This window comes from Pseudomonas sp. R4-15 (genome assembly GCF_055768815.1).
In genome coordinates, this window is the sequence record NZ_CM147293.1 from 3,888,950 (window position 1) to 3,914,299 (window position 25,350).

Below are 25,350 nucleotides of genomic sequence, written 5' to 3' on the forward strand. Positions count from 1 at the left end.
GATATAGAGAGCCTCTGCTGCGTAGCAGCAGGCCTATTTCGCTCCGCTCTGCCCGCCCCCGCAGGTGCGTATACCCCACCCGCAGGCGTGCGCCCCGCACCCCCAGTTGCGACCCCGCTGCGCTATGCAATTCGCCCGCACGCGCAGCTTGCCAAGGGGTATAAGACCCCCAGGACCACCACCATGAATGCCGATTGGGAAGCCCGCGCGCGCCTGCGCGCCCTCACCACCAGCCCCTCCCCGCGCGATCGCGCCCTCGCCCTGTTCCTCTCCGAAGTGGCCGAGCGCGTACACCACCCCATCCAGCCCCTGCCGGGCGCCCCTACGCGCACCCAGGCCGTCCAGATCGCCGCCGAGGCTGCGCTGCTCGTCCTGGGCCCGGTGCCGGAGGTGTCAGCGTGACCGCCTACAACAAGGTCAGCCCGATCGCTGGCGCTGTGCGTCGCCAGCTATCCCTTAACCTGCACGGGTACATCAAGGTCGACATATTCGCCGGCGGCGGGGGCGCCTCGGTGGCCATCGAAGAAGCCACCGGCGAGCCTGTGGACGTTGCCCTGAACCACGATGCCCAGGCCATCAGCCTGCACGAGCGCAACCACCCTCATGCTGCGCACTACCGCGAGGACGTGCGCAAGCAATGCCCGCTCCAGGCCACCGGCGGACGCCCCGTCGGGCACCTGCACGGGAGCCCGGAATGTACCGACCACAGCCAGGCCAAGGGCGGCCAACCGCGGGACGTGCAGAGCCGCTCGCTGTCATGGGAGATGCTGCGCTGGACGGGCAAGACCAAGCCTCTGCTGGTCACCATGGAGAACGTCGTCCAGATCCTCCAGTGGGGCAACCTGATCGCCAAGCGCTGCCCCACCACGGGCCGCGTCGTCACGCTCGACCTGGTCCCCTGCCCGCGCACGGGCAAGATGGTCAATCGCATCGCCGAACCCGGCGAGCGCGTGCCGGTGCAGAACCAGTACCTGGTGCCCAACCCGAAGAAGCGCGGCCGCTACTGGCGGCGGCTGGTGGCCGAGTTCAAGGCCCAGGGATACGAGGTGCTCTGCGGCAAGTTGAACGCGGCGGACTACGGCGCCCACACCACGCGCGAGCGGCTCTTCTTCATCGCTCGTCGTGACGGCAAGCCGCTGCACTGGCCCGAACCCACCCACGCAAAGGTACCCAAGCCGGGCCAACTGCCGTGGCGGCCGGTTGCCGAATGCATCGACTGGTCGATCCCGTGCCCGAGCATTTTCCTCACTACCGAGGAAGCCCGCCGGTTCAAGGTCAAGCGCCCGCTGGTGCCCAAAACGATGGAGCGCATCCGAAAAGGCATCCGCCGGTTCGTACTCGAGCATCCTGATCCGTTTATCGTCAGCGTGAACCACGGCGGCGCGCAGTTCCGTGGCCAGCCGGTACGAAACCCAGCCGCGACCATCACGACTGGGCAAGGCTTCGCAGTCGTGCAACCCACCATAGCCCCCTTCATCACCGAGCACTCCAATGGGAGCCGGCAGCGCAATGTCCCGACTGATGATCCGATCCCAACCCTATGCGCCGGCGTGAAGGGCGGACACTTCGCCGTTGTCAGCCCGGTACTGGTCGGCGCCGGGGGCCCTGGCTACGCCGGCAAACCCACCTCGCCGAAAGGCCCGGTCGGCACGATCCTCACCGATAACCATCGCGCCCTGGCCGTCGCGTACCTGGCTCAGCACAACGGCGGCTTCTGCACAACGCCAGGCCACCACCCGACGCGGCCAGCAACGGCGATCACCACGACCGGCAGCCAGCAGAACGTCGTGACGGCCAGCCTGGTGACCCTGCGAAACGGCTGCGTAGGCCGGGATGCACGGGACTGCGCCCCGACGCTCTGCGCCGGCGGCGATGATCTGGCGCTGATGGAATGCACCCTGGCACCCGAACACGAGGCCGGCGCGCTGCGCGTGGCGGCGTTCCTGATGGGCTACTACGGCTCCGATAACACCTACGACCCTCGCGACCCGGCAGCAACCATCACCACCCGCGATCGCATCGCGCTGGTCACGGTAACCATCCAGGGCGCGCCGTACGTGATCGTCGACATCGGCATGCGCATGCTGACCCCGGTCGAGCTGTTCCTGGCCCAGGGATTCCCGCCCAGCTACGTGATCGACCGCGGCCACGATGGCCGCACCATCCGCGCCCGCGACCAGGTCCGCATGGTCGGCAATTCCGTCTCACCGCCTCCGCTGGTCGCGCTGCTACGCGCGAACCCGCTGTTCGATGAGCAAGACATTCCGGAGGCAGCATGAGCAATATCCTGATCGTATCGACTGAGCAGCTGGCTCCAAGCGTCTGGCAGGGTTGCCTGCGCGACCCGAGCTTCAAAATCCTCTGGCGCTGCCCACACAAGCACACCTGCACAAAGGACGCCATTGCCTGCGCCACTGAAGAACGAGAGCGCCGGCAACCCACCCCTGTCTATACGGGGCCGGCCCCTGCAGGCGCCACGCACATCACTAGGGACGGCGGGACGTTCTGTCGGCCTGATGACGAGAACTATCTGATCCAAGTCTATCGCCGGGGTCGGTGGGTGGCAGACACGATGCACGCTTCCAACCTGGACGTCAGTCGCGCGTACATCGCCGTAAAGGGCGCGCCGGCGCGAGAAACGCCGGAAGAACGAGCGCTCATAGCTCCACGGGAAACCGGCAGCGGGCACGAACAGCAGGCGTTCGACTTCGGATTGACGGGCGAGGTGGCAGTATGACCCGAATCGAACGCTACATGCGCGAGGCCGAGGTGTTGGCGGTCACGACGCTGTCGCACGCCACCCTGTACCGCGAGATCAAGGCCGGGCGATTCCCTGGCCCGGTACGACTCTCCCCCGGCCGCGTGGGGTGGCGGGCCAGCGAGGTCGAGGCCTGGCTGGAAAACCCCGCTGGATGGAGCGAGACCCAGGCAGCAGCCTAGGGTCTCACCCCCGCCACCCTGACCAACCAGCTCGACCAGATCCGCAATCCCTCCCGCTTCTCTTTCAGATAGTCGTACCGGTCATAGTGCTTCGAGGACACGTCGCTGAACGCGTGGCCCTGGATGCGGTCGCGGAGCTCTTTGCTGATGCCGGCCACACCCATCAGGGTTTTGCAGGTCCGCCGTAGATCCCGCAGCGTGAATGGTCCAGCAAACCTATCGGCATGGCGCTGGTAGAGTTTCGTCACTGCGCGCGACAGCGACTGCGCATTGATCGACGAGTTATCGTAACGCCCCACGAAGGGGTACCTGGCGCCCTCGCCACTGATCGCCCGGACGCGCTCGAGGGCGGCCTTGCTCAGCGCGTTGAACGGCACAACGTGCAACTGCCGCTCCCCGTCTACGCCCTTCTCGCTGCGGATGACGTAGTGGTCGGTGTGATACATGCGGCTGTCCGACTCGGTGACCTGCTCGGGGCGCTGGCCACCGCTGGCGATCAGGAACTTGAGCAGCTCTGCTGTGACCAGGCTCAGATGCTCGGGCAGCAGGTTCCAGAGGGTGGCCAGCTCGTCCTTCGATAGCACGCGCTCGCCAGCGCGCTCCCAGTCCCGCTGCACCGGCACGCTAGCGACCGGGTTGTACCGCAGCCCGAAACGCACCACGAGCCCACCATAGCTGCGCGGGTTGAACTCGGCCGCCAGGCCATGCTGGTACGCAGCGTGGAGCATCGAGCGCAGCCGGTTGCAGTACGTCGTCACGCCCTCCCCGATCATCCGGGCCAGCACATCGCGCACATCCGCCGGCTCGATCGCAGCGGCCGGCCCGCGCGACAGGTGCGGGAAGGGCTCCGAGATGTATCGCTTGAATGCCCACCGCACGTTTCCTGCACTGGCTGCACCCTCGGCATCGAGCTTGGCGACGTACGAATCGAGCAGATCCTGCAGGGTGCCGTCCGCCTCGGCATCAGGCTGCGCGGACCTGCACTTCTCCCGCGCCTCAGCGAGCGACAAGGACGGCCAGACGCCGAGCTTGCGCTGCTTCTTCTTGCCCTGGGCGTGCCATTGAAAGTAAAACTCTTTCGTCCCGCTGCGCCGGACCTTCAGCAACAGCACCCCCGTACCGCGCGGGCCACGTCCGTCGGACATGACGTAGTCCCGCCCCTCTTCCGGCTTGAGCGATCGAACCTGCTTTTCGGTCAACATCCGTGACAGTTTCCGGTGACAGTAGTCCTGAACTAACAGGGTTTCCGATGAGACTGCCTGATACGACCAACGCAGCTCGCAACCCTAGTGCCACACGGATTGTAGCGAATTATTGGAACGCCACGCGATACCCTGATATTTGGGGCTATATAGATTCCCAAGCTCATGACGAGGGTTCGATTCCCTTCGCCCGCTCCAGAATCTACAAGGCCCCGCTCTGCGGGGCCTTGTCATTTGTGCAGCTAATCAATGCGAAAGACATGGCGCAGATAAGCTACGAAGCTCTCGTCGTAGCCTCCCCCCTTGCCGGGTGCATCAGACACCTTCGCAACCGGCTGGCCATTGCAGCTGACCATTTTCATCACGATATTCATCGGCTTCACGCCAGGAAGATCACAGGTCAGGCTTGTCCCAATCCCAAAGCTGGTCCCAACCCTCCCACGCAGTTCTCGATGTAACTCCAGCGCCTTCTGCAGACTGAGACTGTCCGAAAAAACCAGAGTACGACTGCGCGGATCTATGCCAAGCCCTTCATAATGCGCGATGGCCTTCTCCGCCCATGCACGTGGGTCACCTGAGTCGTGTCGCAGCCCATCGAAAAGCTTGGCGAAAAAAAGATCGAAATCGGTCAGGAAGGCATCCATGGTAAGGCAATCCGTCAAGGCGATTCCCAACCTTCCCCGATACTCACGAACCCAGCAATCTAGCGCAGCGATCTGACTGTCGATCAACCTCGGACCAAGCTGTTGATGAGCCATTATCCATTCATGGGCCATCGTACCTAAAGGCCTGACACCATGAATCCGCGCAAGATGAACGTTACTCGTACCTACGAACGTTCCTGGGAAGTCACTGGCGAGCAATTGCACAACGCGCGCATGCACGTCCCTTGAGAATCTTCTCCGAGTGCCATAATCCGCCACCTTGAAAGAGCAAAGCTCGTCTTCGTTGGCCGCCTGACGGAGCCACTCGAACTTTTCCAGTAACTGCCCCTCAGCGTCAGCCACACTGGCCTCGGGATAACGCCGACGGTTGCGGACCTCACTGATGATTGCCAACAACGGCACCTCAAAAAGGATGCAGTGAAGCCAAGGTCCCTTTACGCGGATGTCCAGTTGATGACCGTACTGGCGCACATGCAGGTAGTTCCGATCAAAGCGGAACAAGCTCAGGAAACGAATGAAGTCGCCTTTCAGGAAAGGAAAGGTTTCGAGAAAAGCCTGTCCTTCATCGCCCAGAGAGCACTCGGACAAGCGCTCCAGCTCTTCCTCTATCTCCATTCGATACATGGAGAGATCTTCGCCATCGCGGCAACGGAAGCTGTACTCAACCTCGGCTTCCGGATAGTGATGCAGGACTGCCTGCATCATCGTCAACTTGTAGAAGTCGGTATCGAGCAAATCCGCCAGGATTCGCGGCTGCGTCTGCATGCTTTACTCCATGATTTTTACAGATTGGATCACGCCTAGCGACGATTGTCCTCCCCTCAAAACCCATGGGCTTATCGAGGCATACCGGAAGCCATGACGTGTCCGAGAGAACGGGCGAGCCCAGCCCCCCTCTGCTTGACTACGAGTATGCAACCACTACCACTTAATGGATGGCCAGTATTCATCGTTGCCGGTACGCCCCATCCACTGAAAGAGCGCCATGCATCCGGATAGCCCACATAGTCGGGAGATTTATAAGAAAGTACCAAAGACTTTTCTGCCGCCGAAAAGACCAAACCCCAGCCTGATTGCTCAGGCTGGGGTTTGGCGAAATAGAAGCTTGACGATGACCTACTCTCACATGGAGAAGCTCCACACTACCATCGGCGATATGTCGTTTCACTACTGAGTTCGGGATGGGATCAGGTGGTTCCAACACTCTATGGTCGTCAAGCAATGGGGTTGGGGTATCGTGGTTTAGACGCGACCCCAAAACGGGTTTGTGATAGTGCTTTTTTGCGAATTCATGCGTGAACTTTCGGTTCACATCGACTTCACCATCACCCTCTGCAGCTAGGCCACAGATTGTTTGGGTGTTATATGGTCAAGCCTCACGGGCAATTAGTACAGGTTAGCTCAACGCCTCACAACGCTTACACACCCTGCCTATCAACGTCGTAGTCTCCGACGGCCCTTTAGGGAGCTCAAGGCTCCAGTGAGATCTCATCTTGAGGCAAGTTTCCCGCTTAGATGCTTTCAGCGGTTATCTCTTCCGAACATAGCTACCCGGCAATGCCACTGGCGTGACAACCGGAACACCAGAGGTTCGTCCAACCCGGTCCTCTCGTACTAAGGTCAGCCCCTCTCAAATCTCAAACGTCCACGGCAGATAGGGACCGAACTGTCTCACGACGTTCTAAACCCAGCTCGCGTACCACTTTAAATGGCGAACAGCCATACCCTTGGGACCGGCTTCAGCCCCAGGATGTGATGAGCCGACATCGAGGTGCCAAACACCGCCGTCGATATGAACTCTTGGGCGGTATCAGCCTGTTATCCCCGGAGTACCTTTTATCCGTTGAGCGATGGCCCTTCCATACAGAACCACCGGATCACTAAGACCTACTTTCGTACCTGCTCGACGTGTCTGTCTCGCAGTCAAGCGCGCTTTTGCCTTTATACTCTGCGACCGATTTCCGACCGGTCTGAGCGCACCTTCGTACTCCTCCGTTACTCTTTAGGAGGAGACCGCCCCAGTCAAACTGCCCACCATACACTGTCCTCGCTCCGGATAACGGAGCAGAGTTAGAACCTCAAGCATGCCAGGGTGGTATTTCAAGGATGGCTCCACGCAGACTAGCGTCCACGCTTCAAAGCCTCCCACCTATCCTACACAAGCAGGCTCAAAGTCCAGTGCAAAGCTACAGTAAAGGTTCACGGGGTCTTTCCGTCTAGCCGCGGATACACTGCATCTTCACAGCGATTTCAATTTCACTGAGTCTCGGGTGGAGACAGCGCCGCCATCGTTACGCCATTCGTGCAGGTCGGAACTTACCCGACAAGGAATTTCGCTACCTTAGGACCGTTATAGTTACGGCCGCCGTTTACCGGGGCTTCGATCAAGAGCTTCGCTTGCGCTAACCCCATCAATTAACCTTCCGGCACCGGGCAGGCGTCACACCCTATACGTCCACTTTCGTGTTTGCAGAGTGCTGTGTTTTTAATAAACAGTCGCAGCGGCCTGGTATCTTCGACCGGCATGAGCTTACGGGGTAAACCCTTCACCCTCACCGGCGCACCTTCTCCCGAAGTTACGGTGCCATTTTGCCTAGTTCCTTCACCCGAGTTCTCTCAAGCGCCTTGGTATTCTCTACCCGACCACCTGTGTCGGTTTGGGGTACGGTTCCTAGTTACCTGAAGCTTAGAGGCTTTTCCTGGAAGCAGGGCATCAACCACTTCGCGCTCTAAAGAGCACTCGTCATCAGTTCTCGGCCTTAAGATCCCGGATTTACCTAAGATCTCAGCCTACTACCTTAAACACGGACAACCAACGCCGTGCTGGCCTAGCCTTCTCCGTCCCCCCATCGCAGTAACTAGAAGTACGGGAATATTGACCCGTTTCCCATCGACTACGCATTTCTGCCTCGCCTTAGGGGCCGACTCACCCTGCGTCGATTAACGTTGCGCAGGAACCCTTGGTCTTTCGGCGTGGGTGTTTTTCACACCCATTGTCGTTACTCATGTCAGCATTCGCACTTCTGATACCTCCAGCAAGCTTCTCAACTCACCTTCACAGGCTTACAGAACGCTCCTCTACCGCTCATCCAGAGGATGAACCCGTAGCTTCGGTACCTGGTTTGAGCCCCGTTACATCTTCCGCGCAGGCCGACTCGACTAGTGAGCTATTACGCTTTCTTTAAAGGATGGCTGCTTCTAAGCCAACCTCCTAGCTGTCTGAGCCTTCCCACATCGTTTCCCACTTAACCAGGATTTTGGGACCTTAGCTGACGGTCTGGGTTGTTTCCCTTTTCACGACGGACGTTAGCACCCGCCGTGTGTCTCCCGTGCTCGCACTTGCCGGTATTCGGAGTTTGCATCGGTTTGGTAAGTCGGGATGACCCCCTAGCCGAAACAGTGCTCTACCCCCAGCAGTGATACACGAGGCGCTACCTAAATAGCTTTCGAGGAGAACCAGCTATCTCCGAGCTTGATTAGCCTTTCACTCCGATCCACAAGTCATCCGCTACCTTTTCAACGGGAGTCGGTTCGGTCCTCCAGTCAGTGTTACCTAACCTTCAACCTGCTCATGGATAGATCGCCCGGTTTCGGGTCTATACCCAGCGACTAAACGCCCTATTAAGACTCGCTTTCGCTACGCCTCCCCTATACGGTTAAGCTCGCCACTGAATATAAGTCGCTGACCCATTATACAAAAGGTACGCAGTCACCTAACAAAGTAGGCTCCCACTGCTTGTACGCATACGGTTTCAGGTTCTATTTCACTCCCCTCTCCGGGGTTCTTTTCGCCTTTCCCTCACGGTACTGGTTCACTATCGGTCAGTCAGTAGTATTTAGCCTTGGAGGATGGTCCCCCCATCTTCAGACAACGTTTCACGTGCGCCGTCCTACTCGTTTTCACTTCAAGGACCCTTTCGTCTACGGGGCTATCACCCACTATGGCCGCACTTTCCAGAGCGTTCGACTAAAATCCAAGAAGCTTAAGGGCTGGTCCCCGTTCGCTCGCCACTACTAAGGGAATCTCGGTTGATTTCTTTTCCTCAGGGTACTTAGATGTTTCAGTTCCCCTGGTTCGCCTCTTACACCTATGTATTCAGTGTAAGATACCGATCTTATGATCGGTGGGTTTCCCCATTCAGATATCTCCGGATCAAAGTCTGTTTGCCGACTCCCCGAAGCTTTTCGCAGGCTACCACGTCTTTCATCGCCTCTGACTGCCAAGGCATCCACCGTATGCGCTTCTTCACTTGACCATATAACCCCAAGCAATCTGCCTCTCGGCACGCTCGGTATGGCGGTGAAGACGACATTCGCCGAAAATTCGCGCTTGAACTCGCAAATTTTACCTTGAGCTGTTCGATTGCAGTGAAAACAATCAAACAGTCACTTCTATCACAAACCCGAATTTTTAAAGAACAGTTCTGGCGCAAAGTCCAGAACTCAACACCCTTCCCTCTTCAGGAAAAGCGCTCAGTTCTGAGCTTTCGAAGCAATCGTGGTAAATGGTGGAGCCAAGGAGGATCGAACTCCTGACCTCCTGCGTGCAAAGCAGGCGCTCTCCCAGCTGAGCTATGGCCCCATCGATTGGTGGGTCTGGGCAGATTCGAACTGCCGACCTCACCCTTATCAGGGGTGCGCTCTAACCAACTGAGCTACAGACCCAATCGTTTACCGCTCGGGTCTATCAACCCAATCGCTTCTTCGTCAGTGAATCAAGCAATTCGTGTGGGTGCTTATGGCAAGGGAGATCTGTCGATTAAGGAGGTGATCCAGCCGCAGGTTCCCCTACGGCTACCTTGTTACGACTTCACCCCAGTCATGAATCACTCCGTGGTAACCGTCCCCCCGAAGGTTAGACTAGCTACTTCTGGAGCAACCCACTCCCATGGTGTGACGGGCGGTGTGTACAAGGCCCGGGAACGTATTCACCGTGACATTCTGATTCACGATTACTAGCGATTCCGACTTCACGCAGTCGAGTTGCAGACTGCGATCCGGACTACGATCGGTTTTATGGGATTGGCTCCACCTCGCGGCTTGGCAACCCTTTGTACCGACCATTGTAGCACGTGTGTAGCCCTGGCCGTAAGGGCCATGATGACTTGACGTCATCCCCACCTTCCTCCGGTTTGTCACCGGCAGTCTCCTTAGAGTGCCCACCATAACGTGCTGGTAACTAAGGACAAGGGTTGCGCTCGTTACGGGACTTAACCCAACATCTCACGACACGAGCTGACGACAGCCATGCAGCACCTGTGTCTGAGCTCCCGAAGGCACCAATCCATCTCTGGAAAGTTCTCAGCATGTCAAGGCCAGGTAAGGTTCTTCGCGTTGCTTCGAATTAAACCACATGCTCCACCGCTTGTGCGGGCCCCCGTCAATTCATTTGAGTTTTAACCTTGCGGCCGTACTCCCCAGGCGGTCGACTTAATGCGTTAGCTGCGCCACTAAAGTCTCAAGGACCCCAACGGCTAGTCGACATCGTTTACGGCGTGGACTACCAGGGTATCTAATCCTGTTTGCTCCCCACGCTTTCGCACCTCAGCGTCAGTGTTGGTCCAGGTGGTCGCCTTCGCCACTGGTGTTCCTTCCTATATCTACGCATTTCACCGCTACACAGGAAATTCCACCACCCTCTACCACACTCTAGTCAGCCAGTTTTGGAGGCAGTTCCCAGGTTGAGCCCGGGGATTTCACCTTCAACTTAACAAACCGCCTACGCGCGCTTTACGCCCAGTAATTCCGATTAACGCTTGCACCCTTCGTATTACCGCGGCTGCTGGCACGAAGTTAGCCGGTGCTTATTCTGTTGGTAACGTCAAAATTGCAGAGTATTAATCTACAACCCTTCCTCCCAACTTAAAGTGCTTTACAATCCGAAGACCTTCTTCACACACGCGGCATGGCTGGATCAGGCTTTCGCCCATTGTCCAATATTCCCCACTGCTGCCTCCCGTAGGAGTCTGGACCGTGTCTCAGTTCCAGTGTGACTGATCATCCTCTCAGACCAGTTACGGATCGTCGCCTAGGTGAGCCATTACCTCACCTACTAGCTAATCCGACCTAGGCTCATCTGATAGCGTGAGGTCCGAAGATCCCCCACTTTCTCCCGTAGGACGTATGCGGTATTAGCGTTCCTTTCGGAACGTTATCCCCCACTACCAGGCAGATTCCTAGGCATTACTCACCCGTCCGCCGCTGAATCCAGGAGCAAGCTCCCTTCATCCGCTCGACTTGCATGTGTTAGGCCTGCCGCCAGCGTTCAATCTGAGCCATGATCAAACTCTTCAGTTCAATACTGATCGGGTTTTGAGAAAACCCTAAACTTGGCTCAGCAATCGCAAAAAACTCTCGAATTCACGAGTGTTGCTTGTGATGCTGATAATCTTGCGATCTCAGTCTTAATCCACAAGCACCCACACGAATTGCTTGATTCAACTTGTTAAAGAGCGTTTCGGTCAGGCTTTCGTCTCAACCGAGGCCGCGCATTCTACAGCAGCCTTTCAATCTGTCAAGCAACTTTTCGAAAATTTCTTTTCTACTCAACCGCTTGGCGCTTACCGTGTTCGGAGAACCTCGTTAAGCGGGAGGCGAATTCTACAGCGAGCAATCTCGCTGTCAACTCCTTTTTCCTCCTCCTTCCAGCGCTTCGAGCCTGACGGCAGCACCGCCATTCTCGCACCTTCTTAACCGCTAACCCCTTGATTCTCAAGGCCTTTTCGGTGACGACTGCGCCGGAAGTGGTGCGCATTCTATAGGAGTCTGGAGGGGCGTCAAGCATTAGTTTCAACTTTTTCATCCGGTTCGTCCCGGGCCACGGCGCCGGCCTCATCCATGGCCGGCGCAGCCCCCGCATCAACACGCCCGCGAGAGAGCTCCAGCAACTGAGTGGCGGCGGAGAAGTCTGCCCCGGCATCGGGAGCGAGCTCCTCGACGCGGTAGCGCAAAGTGCAGACGCCGCCTTCGACAGGAACAGGTCTCGCAGCAGCACGCTCCAAGGGATTGGTCATTGCCGGTACCTGCAGATGAAGGGCGGACTATTAGTTGAACACCACCGTCTTGTTGCCATGCACCAGTACGCGATCTTCCAAGTGATAGCGCAAGCCGCGCGCCAGCACCATCTTCTCCACATCCTTGCCGAGCCGCACCATGTCGTCAGTGGTATTTCGATGACTGATCCGCACAACGTCCTGCTCGATGATAGGACCGGCATCCAGCTCCTCGGTGACGTAATGGCAGGTCGCACCAATCAGCTTCACGCCACGCAGTGCAGCCTGATGGTAAGGCTTCGCGCCAACGAACGAGGGCAGGAAGCTATGGTGGATGTTGATCACCTGGCCGGCATACTGGCTGCATAGCTGCGGAGGCAATATCTGCATGTAGCGGGCGAGCACCACAGTGTCGGTGCGTGCCTCTTCGATCAGCCGCGATACCTCATCAAAAGCAGACTGCTTATCCGCAGGGTCCACCGGTACATGGTAGTAAGGAATGCCATGCCACTCGACCATGCTGCGCAAATCATCATGATTGGCGATGACGCAGGGAATCTCGCAATCCAGCTCGCCGGCATGCCAACGATGCAACAGGTCCGCCAAGCAATGCGACTCGCGACTGGCCATGAGCACTACGCGCTTCTTGCAATCGGAATCGGAAATCCGCCACTGCATACCGAACTGCTGGGCGATGGGGGCGAACGCCTGACGAAACCCATCCAGCTCGAAGGGTAACGAGTCGGCACGGATCTCATGACGCATGAAGAACCAGCCACTCTCGCTGTCGGAATGATGACTGGCCTCGGTGATCCAACCGTTGTAGGTCGCGAGGAAATTACTGACCTTGGCTACGATGCCGACGCCATCGGGACATGCGATAACCAGCCGAAAAGTGCGCATCTATTTGAAGCTCCGGACTTGCGAAGGCCGTTATTCTAGCTCCTGACGCGGCAAGTTTCAGCATCCTAGCGAGGCGTCGCGCGCCAAGCTAAGCAGCGCTACACAAGCGGGAATTTGCAAAATATCGATAAAAACCAAACTCAGGCCAATCGGAACATTTACTTGTTTCCAATGCCTGACTATTATCCAGCCACCTGCATTCAAACACATAGGTATAGCAATGTCGCTGATCAACGAGTATCGCGCCACGGAAGAGGCCATCCGTGAACTTCAGGAACGCCTGAAAAATCTCTCTCAGGACGACAAACTGCAAAAAGAACTGGAGTTCGAAAAGAAGCTCCGTGAATTGATGGGCGAGTACCAGAAGTCGCTTCGCGACATCGTAGCGCTGCTCGACCCCGATGCCCGTCAAAGCAAGACGGTACGTACCGCCAAACCCAGCGCCGCCCCCAAGCGTGCTCGCAAAGTGAAGCAGTACAAAAACCCACACAATGGCGAAGTCATCGAAACCAAGGGCGGCAACCACAAGACGCTCAAGGAATGGAAGAACAAGTGGGGCGCCGAGGAAGTCGAAGGCTGGGCTACCCTGCTCGACTAAGCACCTCGATCGCCACCTAAAACGCCAGCCTTCGCTGGCGTTTTTTATTGGTCATTCAAACCGACACGCTGACGAAGTTCTCCCGCATAACTCTGCCAGCGCTGGAGAAGTTCCCGCTGGTCGGCGTCGCCACTTGCCAGCGCCATGTGCATCGCTTGTTCGAAAGCTTCCAGTGTCAACGGAGCACCTGCGGCGGAATCCACAAGACGTCGACGGCAAAACGTCAACCAACGCTGACGTTCTTCAGCCGACAAACTCTCGGGATAGTTGCGAGCCCGATAGCGGAACAGTAACTCCGGCAAGCGAGCATCTTCGAAGGCCCACGTGCGAGCCGCCAATTCATCCGGAGCGCAGCGCAGCACAGCCTGACACAGGCGACGATCCGCATCACCGATGAAGCCCTGATAAAGCGCCTGTTCTGGATCCCCAGCCTCGCCGAAGTCATCCGCCGCGTAGATATGCTCGAGCTTTTCCTGCCATAGGCCTGCTTGTTCCCGCAGCAGTTGAGCCTGCTCCAGGCAAGCCTGGCGATCGATACCCAAGCGCTCCCGGTCCACGTCACGCAATACAGCAAGTGGCGCCACCACCGGACACTTGTTGATGTGCAGCAGCTTCAATGGAACCGGCAATACGCCTTCGGGAAGTTCGTCGCGACGCGTGTACAGACGAGCGCGCAGATCCTCCGCGGCGATACGGCATAGGCCCTCGCAGTCACCCTGCAGGTCGCAAACGATCAGCGCATTGCGATTCTTCGGATGCCAAGCCAACGGTAATACCAGAGCCAGATAGCCCCGCTGCGCACCATAACGGCCAGACACATGCACGATGGGCTCGAGCAAGCGAACCTGATCGCTGACCCGTCGCTTACTGCGCAACTCGAACAGGTAGTTGTAGAGCTTGGGTTGGCGCTCCTTTAGCAACCGCGCCAGAGCGATGGTCGCGCGCACGTCAGCCAACGCATCGTGAGCCTTGCCATGGGCAATGCCGTTGGCCTCTGTCAGGCGCTCCAGACGCAGCGTCACGCGCCCCTCTTCCATAGGCCACTCGATGCCTTCGGGGCGCAAGGCGTAGGCCGTACGCACCGCATCGATCAGGTCCCAACGACTGTTGCCGCCCTGCCATTCGCGGGCATAGGGGTCATGGAAGTTACGATACAGCGCGTGCCGGGTAACCTCGTCATCGAAGCGCAGACTGTTGTAACCGACCACGCATGTCTGCGGCCGAATCAACTCGGCGTGAAGTCGCTCGACGAACTCCGCCTCCCGTAACCCCCTCTCGGCAAGGATCTCCGGGCCAATACCCGTGATCAGACACGCCTGAGGATGAGGAAGGATATCGTCGCCAGGCTGGCAGAACAGCTCCAGCGCTGCCTCTATTTCCCGCAGCGATTCGTCGGTGCGCACACCGGCGACCTGCAAGGGTCGATCCCTGCGAGGATCGGCACCCGTGGTTTCGAAGTCGTACCAGAACAGGCTGCCACTCACGAAAATACCTCTATCTGGAATCGGATGAAGCCGCAGTCTAACAGGGCAATAACGGCTGGCTGGCGATGCGTGACACAGACGCGCGTATCCCAAGCAAGGTTCGCGCGGCATCGAGACAACGCCTAGAATCGAGCTTTTGCCGGCAGCCCGGTCGATGCACGAGTCTCGTCATACTCCCCTGGACAACCGCTTGGACGTGCCGGCGCCCGAAGGCCCGGCACTGCAACTGCACCCTGCGAGTCTCTATCCGCGGGCCTTGGCCTTCGTCATCGACCTGGGCATACGTGCACTCCTGCTGGGATTCTGCGCGCTGCCGCTCTTGCGCCTGGGGCGTTTTGGTCTGGGGTTGGGCCTCTTCCTGCTATTCACCGTGACCTGGGGCTACATGCTGCTTTTCGAATGGCTTAATCAGGGCCGCTCCCCCGGCAAGCAACTCCTCGGCCTGCGGGTCGTCGATGACCAGGGCCTGCCACCCGACCTCACAGCGTGCCTGGTGCGCAACCTGCTTCGCGTCGTGGACATGCTGCCTGTCGGCTATGCTCTGGGACTGCTCGCCAGCCTCTGTCATCCCGCGTTCAAACGCTTCGGCGATCTGGCTGCCGGCACCCTGGTCATCCATGATCCACGCGCTGCGCCACAGGCTTCGCCATCGAGCGCGGCCATCCGAATCGCACTGCCTCCCGCGCTGACACGCGAACAGCGTGAACTGATTCTGGAGTTCGCCGAGCGCGCAAGCGGACTATCAGCGGCGCGCCGTCAGGAGCTGCTAGCCCCCCTCGCGCAAGCCCTGCAACGCTCGCCCCGGCAAATCGAAGCACAACTGCTTGGCCTGGCACGGGAGCTACGCGAGCCGTGAGACAGGACGCCTTCATCAAGGAAGCAGCGCCGCGCTGGCGACGCCTGGGGAAGGCGACCTCGCGCGAGCCCGAAGCCTTCCTGCGCGACTACCGGCACCTCTGTCGAGATCTCGACCTGGTCCAGCAGCGCGGTTATGCACCTTCGCTGCAGGCGCGCCTACGGCGCTTGCAAGGACGCCTTTATCGTCAACTGTATCGGCGCAGGCCCGGCACCTCGGAGCTCATGGCCTATCTTTTCGCCGGGCTGCCTCGCCTGGTACGCCGGGAGTGGCGCTGGCTGATGATTGCTGGCAGCACGTTCTATCTGTCTCTGCTACTAATGGCGCTTCTTTGCTATCTGCAACCCGGCTTCATTCACGTGTTGCTGGAGCCGGATCAGGTGCGCCGTATGGAGGCCATGTACGACCCGGACCTCAGCCGCCTCGGACGCTTCGGCGAGCGCGACGCAGGCGATGACTGGATGATGTTCGGCTATTACGTGATGAACAACGTCGGCATCGCCTTCCAGACCTTCGCCAGCGGCCTCCTGCTCGGCCTGGGCAGCCTCTTCTTCCTGATATTCAATGGCCTCAGCATCGGTGCGGTGGCCGGCCATCTGACCCAAGTGGGATACGTCGACACGTTCTGGAGCTTCGTCGCCGGCCATAGTGCCTTCGAACTCAACGCCATCGTCTTCGCCGGAGCGGCGGGTTTACGCCTGGGCGCGGCGCTGCTTGCGCCGGGACGCATGACGCGAGGACGAGCTCTGCAGGAGGCCGCGCGCGCGGGAGCGGGACTGATCGGCGGGGCCTTCCTGTTACTCCTGCTCGCCGCTTTCGTCGAAGCCTACTGGTCGTCCACCACGGGCGCGCCAGCCTGGTTGAAATACCTGGTCGGGGCGGGCTGCTGGTGCGCCCTGCTCGGCTATCTCGGGGTCGTCGGAAGAAACCATGGGCACGCCTGAACCGCGCCTGGGCCTCCACCCCCGCCCCCACTGGGAAGCCGTCGACCTGGGCGTCGCACTGTTCCGTCGCCACGCCGGCTTGCTGATGGGTAGTTGGGCCTTGCTCAGTCTGCCGCTGCTGGGCCTGCTCAGCCTGGTGTTCCGCGATGATCCGGGCTACGCGCTGCTGTCGTTCTGGCTGGCCAAGCCCCTGCTGGAGCGGCTACCGCTTCTGATCCTCTCGAAAGCACTTTTCGCTGACCCGCCTACTCCATGGCAAGCACTGCGCGCCTGGCCACGGGCCGCACGCGGGGAGTGGCTCGCCAGCCTGACCTGGCGCCGCCTGCAACCCACCCGGGCATTCGACCTGCCGGTGCTGCAACTGGAGGCGTTGCGCGGCGCTGCCCGGCGAGCGCGCCTGACCCAGCTCCGTCCTGGCCAGCGAGCCATGGCCTGCTGGTTGACGGTGCTCGGCGCAAGTCTGGAAAGCCTGCTCTGGCTGGCTATCCTCGGCGGGATCTATCTGCTGCTGCCGGATACTGACAAATGGAGCCTGGCCTGGCTCCAGCAGCTCGCCTTTGAAGGCATCGACGCAGACTGGATGGATCACCTGGCCAACCTGGGCTATGCCTTGCTGCTCTGCCTGCTCGAACCTCTTTACGTTGCCTGCAGCTTCAGCTTGTATCTCAACCGGCGGTGCCAGTTGGAGGCCTGGGACCTGCAATGGCGGCTGCCCGGATTGCTTCCCCCATTACGCCAACTGACGGCCTGCCTGCTGCTGGCCCCCTTGCTCGGGGGATTGCTGTTGCTGTCCAGGCCGGCGCTAGCCGACGCCGCCAGCCCGGCCCAACCGCGCCTGCAGCAACAGGCATTGAGCAGCCAGGCGGCGCAGCGGGCCATCGGTACACTGCTCGGCCAACCGCCCTTCGGCGGCAAGGAGACTCGGATCAACTGGCACTTCACGCCGCCGACGCAGGCCAGGCTCGCCCCATCGGCTTATGCGGATACCGGACTGGAGGCTCTCGAAGTTCTGCTATGGAGCGCGCTGTGCCTCGCGCTGTTGTGGCTGGTACGCCGCCACCAGCAGTGGCGCGGCCTGTTACCTGGACGCAGTAAGACCGAGCAGGTGCCCGCGAAGACCGCACTACACCCGTATCGAAACGCGCCTACGACGCTGCCAGCGGACCTCGCAGGCGCCGCGCGCACGTACTGGCCACACGCGCCGCGCCAGGCCCTCGGCCTGCTCTACCGCGGCCTGCTACAACGAAGCGGCGCCCACGCCGCGCAGACCGAGCTCGAATTACTGCGGCAACTGGCGGGCGAAACGGAGCTCGCTGACTTCGCTGCGCAAATCACTACCCACTATTGCGACCAGGCCTACGGCGCGCGAACGCTCAGCGATGCACAGTTCGAACATCTGCTGCTGCAATGGCACCGACTCGACCAGGAGCCACGGCCGTGAAGCGCCTGCGCTGGGTGGGCCTTCTGCTGCCGCTGGCGGCGCTGCTGTGGGTCGCCCTGCAGCTCCGTCCTTACAGCGAAACGGTCATTCTCGGCGCCCAGGACGAAGCCCTACGTAACCCCTATCTGGCCGCCGAGCGCTTCCTGCAAGGCCAGGGCCGCGCCGTACAGTCGCTGGGCGGCCCCCTGCGGCTCGACGAACTACCCGCCCAGGGGCAAGCGCTATTGCTGCTCGGAGACCGCTCGCGGATGACGGCACGACAAGCCGACCAACTCCTTGCCTGGGCCGACCAGGGTGGCCACCTGCTGTTCGTCGCCGAGCAACTCTACGATCCGCAGCGCCAGGCCAGCGGCGACCTGTTGCTCGACCGTCTGGGCGTGCGCCAGTACCTCACCCAGGACCTGTCCCGACTGCCGGAAGACGATGAACCCTTCCCACGGCTGACCAAGCTCTACCTGGAGAACGAAGACGCACCGGCATATATCGGCTTCGACCCCAGCTTCCACCTGGAAGATACGCAGCAACTCGCCCACGCCTGGGCCAACAGTGCCCAGGCGACGCACATGCTGCAGATGCGCCAAGGCGAAGGCCTGATCACCGTACTCAGCGATGCCTGGATCTGGCAGAACGCGCACCTCGGCGAGTACGACAACGCCTGGCTCCTCTGGTACTTGACCCAAGATCGCGGCGTCCTGCTGCTTCGCGACAGCGACGCGCCGAGCCTGGCGAGCCTGCTCTGGCGTCATTTCCCCGAAGCACTGCTGGCATTCACCGTTCTGCTCGTTCTGCTCGCCTGGCGGCTGACCCGCCGCCACGGTCCGCTGCTCCCCGCCACCGCAACTCAAGGCCTATCGCGCCGGGAGCAGCTACGCGCCCACGCCGCCTGGCATCGTCGACAGGAGGGCGCTTCTGCCCTGCTGGCGCGCTTGCAGAAAGATATCGAACAGCGTGCCGCACGACGCCACCTGGGCTTTGCCCAACTGCCGGTCGCCGAGCGCTGGCGTCTGCTGGGTCAGCGCTGCGGACTGCCCATCGAACGCATCAGCCGCGCCATGCGCCCTCACCCGCCTGGCCCTCTGCCGGGGCCGGAGATGGTGCGGCACATCCAGGAATTGCAGATCATCAGGAACGCCCTATGAATGAGAACGCCAGCGACCGTCCGGAACAGGGCAGCCCTCAGCAACGCGCCAGTCACGCCGTACAGGTGCTGCGCCAGGAGCTGCAGCGTGCCGTGGTCGGCCAGGCCAGCATCCTCGACGAAGTGATCATCGCCTGCATTGCCGGCGGCCACGTGCTCATCGAGGGTCTTCCCGGGCTGGGCAAGACCTTGATCGCCCGCGCCTTGGCGAAGTGCTTCGGCGGCGACTTCGCACGCATCCAGTTCACCCCGGACCTGATGCCTTCCGACATCACCGGACACAGCGTCTACGCCGCGCAGGGTGGCAGCTTCGAACTACGCAAGGGGCCGGTGTTCAACCACCTACTGCTTGCCGACGAAATCAACCGTGCTCCCGCCAAGACCCAGGCGGCGCTGCTGGAAGTCATGCAGGAGCGCCAGGTCACCCTGGACGGACAGAGCCTCGCCGTGCCGCAGCCGTTCATGGTCATCGCCACGCAGAACCCCATCGAACAGGACGGCACCTATCCGCTGCCCGAGGCCGAACTGGATCGCTTCCTCTTCAAGCTGCAGATGAGCTATCCGCAGGCTGACGAGGAAGCCGCACTGGTTCGCCAGGTGAGCCGTTCGCCACGCACCGACATGCTGGAAGTCGCACCGCTGCGGACCCTGTTGCAGCCACGTGACCTACAGGCCCTGCAGCGCATCGCCAGCGAGTTGCTGCTGGACGAGCAAGTGCTGGACTATGCCGTGCGCCTGGTCCGCACGACGCGGGAGTGGCCTGGCCTGGTCCAGGGCGCCGGGCCGCGTGCCTCCATCGCCCTGGTGCGCGCCGCCCGCGCCAGCGCCCTGCTGCGCGGTGGCGAGTTCGTGCTACCGGACGACGTCAAACGCTGCGCCCTCGCCGTACTTCGCCATCGCGTGCGCCTCGCCCTGGAGCTTGAGCTCGACGGCCAGAACGTGGACCAGGTGCTGCTGCACATGCTCGAACAGGTCGCGGCGCCGCGTCCATGAGCCCCTCCTCGCGCCTGCTCGGCTGGCTCACGGCACTCTGCCTGGCCGCACTGCTGCTGGGATTGGCGCGTCTGTTCGGCTGGCCAGCGCCTGCCAGCGCGCTGCTGGGCGCCGGCCTGGCGCTGGCCGGTCTCGCACTGGGCGACGCCATCGCACTGAAGCGCAGCCCCTCACCCGAACTGAACAGACGCCCCGCGAGCACACTGCAACTGCAACGTGACAGCCAGATGACGCTGCGCCTGTACAACCCCGGTCCACGCGAACTACGGGGAAGTCTCTTCGACCACCTGCCCGAAGCGCTCGGTGCCCATGGCCTGCCACTGGGCTGCAGGCTGCCTGGTGGTGACTGCCTGGAGGTCAGCTACCCGGTGCGGCCCAGGCGGCGCGGTGAATACCACCTCGAGCGCTGCGAATGGCTGCAGCGCAGCCCATTGGGCCTCTGGCGTCAACGGCGCATGCTGGCGGCCGCGGGCCGGCTGCAGGTCTTTCCCGACTTCACCCGGCTGGCCTGCCGCCCACCGTCAGGTCAGGCACAGCCACTGATGGCCGGTCTGCGCGGACGTCCTCGAGCCGGCGATGGCCTGGAGTTCCTGCAGTTGCGCGAGGCGCATGACGAAGACAATGCGCAGCGCATCGACTGGAAGAGCAGCGCCCGCTTGGGCCGCCCCATGCTTCGCGAGTATCACCAGGAGGGTGGCCAGCAGGTTCTGCTGCTGCTCGAACGCGGTCGCGGCATGGCCCAGCAGGACGGGGCGCTGAGCCTGTTCGACAACGCGCTGCAAATAGCTATGCAACTGGCCGCCACGGCGCTGGCTGCCGGAGACGCCGTCGGTCTGCAGTGTTTTCCCGATGATCGCTGGAAGCTGCCCATGGCACGCGGCCCTCGTCAGTTGCAGCGGCTGCTGCACGGCCTGCGTGATCTCCAGCCGGCCAGAGACGCCAGCGACTACGCGGAGCTCGCCCGGATTCTCGCCGCACACCGGCGCCCTTGTCTGGTGGTGGTCATCGGCTTCCCCGACGAATTCGACCTGGAAAGTCTTCGACAACTGTCCCGCGGCCTGGCTGGACACCATCGCCTGCGCCTGGTCTGCCTGCGCGAACGGGAAATGGCGAAGCTGCGCCGCTTGCCCGTGACAAGCGAAGATGAAGCGCTCGTCTACGCGGGTGCGGTGCTGCACGAGCACGCCCGCCAGCGAAACCTAGGCGCCCTGCGTGCAGCGGGCCTGCTGGTGATCGAGGGAAGCGACGGCCTGCACGCGACGAGCGTGCAGCGACTGCTTGCTAAGCCGACGTGACCGGATGGATGAAGGTGAAGTAACGACGCAAGGAGTCGCCCAACGCCTGCCAGGCGATCGGCGGTGCCAGCAAGAGGAACCCCGAGTCATGGGTACCGGGCGTCACATCCTCGCGGCTCCAGCGGCATAGCGCGGTGAAGTCCAGAGGCTGCACGCCGCCCTCGCGCCCGGGTAGCTTCAAGCGCAGCTCGAAACACCCGCCGACGAGCATTGGCCAGGCACTGATGATCATCAGTCCCTCGGCGGAGACATTCCCCAGGTGGCCGATCGGCTGATCGTTGTGGCGGTTGTAGACACGCAGGTAGTAGCCCAGTTGCTGACGCTGGATCTGGCGTTTCTCGAACATGATGGCCATTCGCTTCTGCTGTGCGCCGAGTATGCGACCAAGCGACACACTTTGCCCAGCGCTCCAGGGTGCTACTTATCGGGTGCCACGGGTTTGCTCGGCGTACCGGGCATCAACGGCTGTGGCGTTGCCGGCGCGCCCAGGTAGCCCAAGCGCTCCAGCGTATCCAGACGCGCCTGGGCTCGATAAGCGTACTCGCTGGTCGGATAGCGCGACAGGATGAAGTGATAGGTCTGTGCCGCGTCCACGTAGAGTTGCTGGCGCTCCAGGCACTGGCCGCGCAGCAGGGAGATCTCCGGCTGCATGTAGCTGCGCGAACGGCTGGCGCGCTCGGCCTGGGAGAGCTCCAGCATCACCTGAGCGCAATCACCCTCGTCATAGGCCTCGTAGGCATTGTTCAGATGAGTGTCCAGGGTCACCCGTGAACAACCCGCAACACCTAAGATGAGGCAAAGGACTAGGGGGGCTCTCATACTGTCTCCTGAAATTGTGCTTCGGCTGCGCCGTGCTCCGCTTGCCAGTCTATCGGCAGCTGATCCGGCAACTTCAATGTCGCTTGCAGACATCAGCGTGAGGCGAACGGCAAAGACCTCAAGACACGGAGGCAACGATGGAACTCTCCAGACTGCTGGTAGTGATCGAACCCGACCAGGAACAGCAACCGGCCCTGCAGCGCGCCCTGTGGCTGGCGAGCAGGCAGCGGGTGGCCTTGCACCTGCTGCTCGTCGACTACCACGGAGCGCTGGCCAACAATCCCTTCTTCGACGGCGAACGCCAGCAGCGCGTCCGCAAGGATCTGCTCGAGCAGCGACGTCAGTGGATCGAGGCGCTGGTCGCGGAGGCCCGCGAGAGCGGCATCGAGATCAGCGTCGAAGTCCGCTGGGGCAAGGCGCAGCAGCGCATCGTACTGCAATGCGTGAACGACCAGAGTCCGGACCTGCTGCTCAAGTCCGAGCAGGACCACGGTCTGTTCGGCCGCGCCTGGCTGAGCAATGCCAGTTGGCAATTGATTCGCCACTCTCCGGTACCGACCTGGATGTGCCGCAACAACGAGTGGCGCGGCCAGCGGCTCTGCGCGGCGCTGGACCCGCTGCACGACTTCGCGGAATCGGCGCAACTCGAACATACCCTGATCGACACCGCCCTGGGCCTGGGCGACGCGCTGCAGATGCGACCGCTGTTCATCCACTGCCACGCGCCGTTACCCCGCAGTCTGGTGTTCGACGAGGAACTGCTGCTCGACTACCAGCACTACGTGGAACGCAGCAATACCCGCCATCGCCAGGCTTTCGCCGACGTACTGGCGCCCTACCCCATCGACCCCGATCAGGCACATCTGCTCGAAGGCGCCGCCGAGGAAGCCATTCCGCGCTTCGTGCGCGAGGAGCAGATCGACCTCCTGCTGATGGGCGCCGTCGCCCGCGGTCATCTGGAAGACGCACTGATCGGCCACACTGCCGAGCGCATGCTCGACGCGGTGCATTGCGATCTGCTGGTGCTCAAGCCGTCGCAGCACACGTAGTGCAGGTGAACAATGACTACAGCCAACGTGCGTAGTAGCCTCGCCGGCATCGATAGAAGGAGTCACTGAATGACCTCGCGCCGTACCAAGATCGTCGCCACCCTCGGCCCTGCCAGCAACTCGCCCGAAGTGCTGGAGCAACTGATTCTCGCCGGGATCGACGTGGCCCGACTGAACTTCTCCCACGGCACTCCCGACGAGCATCGTGAGCGCGCCCGCCTGGTGCGTGAGCTGGCGGCCAAGCACGGCCGCTTCGTCGCCCTGCTCGGCGACCTGCAAGGCCCCAAGATCCGTATCGCCAAGTTCCAGAACAAGCGCATCGAACTCAAGGAAGGCGATATCTTCCGCTTCTCGGTGACCCATCCGCGCGACGCCGGCACCCAGGAGGTGGTAGGCATCGACTATCCCGACCTGATCAACGACTGCGGCGTCGGCGACGAACTGCTACTCGACGATGGCCGAGTGGTCATGCGCGTGCAGGAGAAAACCGCGGACGAACTGATCTGCGAGGTGCTGATCGGCGGACCGCTGTCCGACAACAAGGGCATCAACCGTCGCGGTGGCGGTCTCACCGCCCCGGCCCTGACGTCCAAGGACAAGGCCGACATCAAGATCGCCGCGGAACTGGAACTGGATTACCTCGCCGTGTCCTTCCCGCGGGATGCCGCGGACATGGAGCTGGCCCGTCGCCTACGCGATGAGGCCGGTGGTAGCGCCTGGCTGGTGGCGAAGATCGAACGCGCCGAAGCCGTCGCCGACGACGAGGCCCTCGACGGGCTGATTCGCGCCAGCGACGCGGTGATGGTCGCCCGTGGCGACCTCGGCGTGGAAATCGGCGACGCCGAGCTGGTCGGCATCCAGAAGAAAATCATCCTGCACGCGCGCCGCTACAACAAAGCGGTGATCACCGCGACGCAGATGATGGAATCGATGATCAGCAATCCGATGCCGACCCGCGCGGAGGTCTCCGACGTCGCCAACGCCGCACTGGACTACACCGACGCGGTGATGCTCTCCGCCGAAAGCGCCGCCGGCGCCTACCCGGTGGAAGCCGTGAAGGCCATGGCCCGCGTCTGCCTCGGCGCCGAGAAGCACCCGACCAGCCAGAAGTCCAGCCACCGCATGGGGCACACCTTCAGCCGTTGCGACGAAAGCATCGCGCTGGCGGCGATGTACACCGCCAACCACTTCCCCAACGTGAAGGCGATCATCGCGCTGACCGAGAGTGGTTTCACCCCGCTGATCATGTCGCGCATCCGCTCCTCGGTGCCGATCTACGCCTTCTGCCCGAGTCGCGAGACCCAGGCGCGCGTAGCACTGTTCCGCGGCGTCTACACCATCCCCTTCGATCCGGCCGCGGAGCGCAAGGACAGCGTCAGCCAGGCTGCGGTCAACGAACTGCTGCAACGCGGCCTGGTGGAACCGGGTGACTGGGTGATCCTCACCAAGGGCGACAGCTACCACAACATCGGTGGCACCAACAGCATGAAGCTGCTGCACGTCGGCGAAGCACTCATCTGAGCCCTCTCTCGGCGCTCGCCCCACGAGCGCCGGGTTCTCCTCGCGACTGGCGCATCGGCATGCGGTCGATGGTGGCGAAGATCTCCGCGACCTGCAGTTGGCCTCGTTGGCGAATCTTGGTAGCGCCGTCCTTGCCCACCAGATAGATCATCGCCGGCCCTCTCGCATCTGCGCTCAGGGCCTGCAGCAGCGCCTGGCTCTGGGCCGCAGAGAGCGCCTGCTCGTTACGCGCCGCCTGACCATCGATGACCGTGTAGAGCACCATCTCGCGCTCGACGAACGCCTCGCGATTGGCGGGTTCCTGCAGTGCACTGTCGAGCTGTTGCAATACCGGATCGTCCGCCTGGGGCGCTACCACCACCAGCGGGCGGGTCTTCCAGCGCTCGGCCTGCAGCGGATTTTCCCCGGCGAAGGACGGTGCCACGACGGCAGCGAATAACGCGAGCGATGGGGATAGCAGACGGGTCATGACAGGGCTCCGATACGGGTGGGGCGTCTTGCAAAGTGACC

Annotated in this window: 21 protein-coding genes, 2 tRNA genes and 3 rRNA genes; 13 read left to right on the forward strand and 13 right to left on the reverse strand. The window is 61.3% G+C overall.

All coding sequences use genetic code 11. From position 1 onward, the window contains the following. Positions 1–183: 183 nt before the first annotated feature. Genes ACYRGX_RS18805 through ACYRGX_RS18820 form a run of 4 tightly spaced genes read left to right on the forward strand, consistent with a single transcriptional unit; the run spans position 184 to position 2,940 of the window. Positions 184–402 (forward strand): hypothetical protein, encoded by a 219-nt coding sequence (locus ACYRGX_RS18805; protein ID WP_473053961.1) that lies wholly within the window; start codon positions 184–186, stop codon positions 400–402. Further along, entirely contained in the window at positions 399–2,279 is a 1,881-nt protein-coding gene (locus ACYRGX_RS18810) for a DNA cytosine methyltransferase (protein WP_473053962.1), read from the forward strand. The genes ACYRGX_RS18805 and ACYRGX_RS18810 overlap by 4 nt, the downstream gene beginning before the upstream one ends. Beyond that, on the forward strand, positions 2,276–2,737 hold the full coding sequence (locus ACYRGX_RS18815; protein ID WP_473053963.1) for a hypothetical protein: 462 nt from the start codon (positions 2,276–2,278) through the stop codon (positions 2,735–2,737). The genes ACYRGX_RS18810 and ACYRGX_RS18815 overlap by 4 nt, the downstream gene beginning before the upstream one ends. Continuing rightward, positions 2,734–2,940 (forward strand): helix-turn-helix transcriptional regulator, encoded by a 207-nt coding sequence (locus ACYRGX_RS18820; RefSeq protein WP_473053964.1) that lies wholly within the window; start codon positions 2,734–2,736, stop codon positions 2,938–2,940. The genes ACYRGX_RS18815 and ACYRGX_RS18820 overlap by 4 nt, the downstream gene beginning before the upstream one ends. Here ACYRGX_RS18820 and ACYRGX_RS18825 read toward each other — a convergent pair. From ACYRGX_RS18825 to purU, 9 genes are all read right to left on the reverse strand, one after another. Next, positions 2,937–4,142, reverse strand: a complete 1,206-nt coding sequence (locus ACYRGX_RS18825) for a tyrosine-type recombinase/integrase (RefSeq protein ID WP_473053965.1) — start codon at positions 4,140–4,142, stop codon at positions 2,937–2,939. The two genes, ACYRGX_RS18820 and ACYRGX_RS18825, sit on opposite strands and share 4 nt — an antisense overlap. A 242-nt stretch (positions 4,143–4,384) precedes the next feature. Then, a complete protein-coding gene (gene pncB, locus ACYRGX_RS18830; protein WP_473053966.1) occupies positions 4,385–5,572 on the reverse strand; it encodes a nicotinate phosphoribosyltransferase in 1,188 nt (395 codons plus the stop codon). A 338-nt stretch (positions 5,573–5,910) separates the two neighbouring features. After that, positions 5,911–6,026, reverse strand: a 5S ribosomal RNA gene (gene rrf / locus ACYRGX_RS18835). Positions 6,027–6,172: 146 nt separating this feature from the next. Beyond that, positions 6,173–9,063 (reverse strand): 23S ribosomal RNA (locus ACYRGX_RS18840). A 250-nt stretch (positions 9,064–9,313) separates the two neighbouring features. After that, positions 9,314–9,389: transfer RNA gene (locus ACYRGX_RS18845), tRNA-Ala, on the reverse strand. A gap of 6 nt (positions 9,390–9,395) precedes the next feature. Next, a tRNA-Ile gene (locus ACYRGX_RS18850) sits at positions 9,396–9,472 on the reverse strand. A 95-nt stretch (positions 9,473–9,567) separates the two neighbouring features. Beyond that, positions 9,568–11,104 (reverse strand): 16S ribosomal RNA (locus tag ACYRGX_RS18855). The 16S, 23S and 5S rRNA genes sit together here with 2 tRNA genes alongside, the layout of an rRNA operon. 479 nt (positions 11,105–11,583) lie before the next feature. Further along, positions 11,584–11,820 carry a hypothetical protein gene (locus ACYRGX_RS18860; protein WP_473053967.1) on the reverse strand — a complete coding sequence of 79 codons (237 nt, stop codon included), beginning with the start codon at positions 11,818–11,820 and terminating at the stop codon, positions 11,584–11,586. A 30-nt stretch (positions 11,821–11,850) separates the two neighbouring features. Further along, positions 11,851–12,702 carry a formyltetrahydrofolate deformylase gene (gene purU / locus ACYRGX_RS18865; protein WP_473053968.1) on the reverse strand — a complete coding sequence of 284 codons (852 nt, stop codon included), beginning with the start codon at positions 12,700–12,702 and terminating at the stop codon, positions 11,851–11,853. Positions 12,703–12,922: 220 nt separating this feature from the next. Here purU and mvaT point away from each other — a divergent pair, with 220 nt between their 5' ends. Beyond that, positions 12,923–13,300: a histone-like nucleoid-structuring protein MvaT gene (gene mvaT, locus ACYRGX_RS18870; protein ID WP_473053969.1), complete on the forward strand. Its 378-nt coding sequence runs from the start codon at positions 12,923–12,925 to the stop codon at positions 13,298–13,300. Between the two features lie 44 nt (positions 13,301–13,344). Here mvaT and sbcB read toward each other — a convergent pair whose 3' ends face one another. Further along, on the reverse strand, positions 13,345–14,784 hold the full coding sequence (gene sbcB, locus ACYRGX_RS18875; protein WP_473053970.1) for an exodeoxyribonuclease I: 1,440 nt from the start codon (positions 14,782–14,784) through the stop codon (positions 13,345–13,347). 154 nt (positions 14,785–14,938) lie between these two features. Between sbcB and ACYRGX_RS18880 the strand changes: the two genes are divergently transcribed. From ACYRGX_RS18880 to ACYRGX_RS18905, 6 genes are read left to right on the forward strand one after another with little or no spacing between them, the layout of a single operon-like run. Beyond that, entirely contained in the window at positions 14,939–15,640 is a 702-nt protein-coding gene (locus ACYRGX_RS18880; RefSeq protein ID WP_473053971.1) for an RDD family protein, read from the forward strand. Then, positions 15,637–16,584 (forward strand): stage II sporulation protein M, encoded by a 948-nt coding sequence (locus ACYRGX_RS18885; RefSeq protein ID WP_473053972.1) that lies wholly within the window; start codon positions 15,637–15,639, stop codon positions 16,582–16,584. Before ACYRGX_RS18880 ends, ACYRGX_RS18885 begins: the two co-directional genes overlap by 4 nt. After that, positions 16,571–18,025: a DUF4129 domain-containing protein gene (locus ACYRGX_RS18890; RefSeq protein WP_473053973.1), complete on the forward strand. Its 1,455-nt coding sequence runs from the start codon at positions 16,571–16,573 to the stop codon at positions 18,023–18,025. The genes ACYRGX_RS18885 and ACYRGX_RS18890 overlap by 14 nt, the downstream gene beginning before the upstream one ends. Further along, a complete protein-coding gene (locus ACYRGX_RS18895; RefSeq protein WP_473053974.1) occupies positions 18,022–19,164 on the forward strand; it encodes a DUF4350 domain-containing protein in 1,143 nt (380 codons plus the stop codon). Before ACYRGX_RS18890 ends, ACYRGX_RS18895 begins: the two co-directional genes overlap by 4 nt. After that, the gene (locus ACYRGX_RS18900) at positions 19,161–20,156 is read left to right on the forward strand and encodes an AAA family ATPase (RefSeq protein WP_473053975.1); all 996 of its coding nucleotides are present in this window, start codon (positions 19,161–19,163) and stop codon (positions 20,154–20,156) included. Before ACYRGX_RS18895 ends, ACYRGX_RS18900 begins: the two co-directional genes overlap by 4 nt. After that, positions 20,153–21,451 carry a DUF58 domain-containing protein gene (locus tag ACYRGX_RS18905; protein WP_473053976.1) on the forward strand — a complete coding sequence of 433 codons (1,299 nt, stop codon included), beginning with the start codon at positions 20,153–20,155 and terminating at the stop codon, positions 21,449–21,451. The genes ACYRGX_RS18900 and ACYRGX_RS18905 overlap by 4 nt, the downstream gene beginning before the upstream one ends. Here ACYRGX_RS18905 and ACYRGX_RS18910 read toward each other — a convergent pair. After that, entirely contained in the window at positions 21,438–21,797 is a 360-nt protein-coding gene (locus ACYRGX_RS18910; RefSeq protein WP_473056725.1) for a PilZ domain-containing protein, read from the reverse strand. The two genes, ACYRGX_RS18905 and ACYRGX_RS18910, sit on opposite strands and share 14 nt — an antisense overlap. 71 nt (positions 21,798–21,868) lie before the next feature. Beyond that, positions 21,869–22,270 (reverse strand): tetratricopeptide repeat protein, encoded by a 402-nt coding sequence (locus ACYRGX_RS18915; RefSeq protein ID WP_473053977.1) that lies wholly within the window; start codon positions 22,268–22,270, stop codon positions 21,869–21,871. A gap of 137 nt (positions 22,271–22,407) precedes the next feature. Here ACYRGX_RS18915 and ACYRGX_RS18920 point away from each other — a divergent pair, with 137 nt between their 5' ends. Both ACYRGX_RS18920 and pyk read left to right on the forward strand, forming a co-directional pair. After that, a complete protein-coding gene (locus ACYRGX_RS18920; protein ID WP_473053978.1) occupies positions 22,408–23,319 on the forward strand; it encodes a universal stress protein in 912 nt (303 codons plus the stop codon). Between the two features lie 69 nt (positions 23,320–23,388). Next, positions 23,389–24,840 (forward strand): pyruvate kinase, encoded by a 1,452-nt coding sequence (gene pyk / locus ACYRGX_RS18925; protein WP_473053979.1) that lies wholly within the window; start codon positions 23,389–23,391, stop codon positions 24,838–24,840. Here the strand turns inward: pyk and ACYRGX_RS18930 are convergent. Further along, positions 24,833–25,309, reverse strand: coding sequence for a DUF4174 domain-containing protein (locus tag ACYRGX_RS18930; RefSeq protein WP_473053980.1), 477 nt, complete (start codon positions 25,307–25,309; stop codon positions 24,833–24,835). The two genes, pyk and ACYRGX_RS18930, sit on opposite strands and share 8 nt — an antisense overlap. Positions 25,310–25,350: the final 41 nt, after the last annotated feature.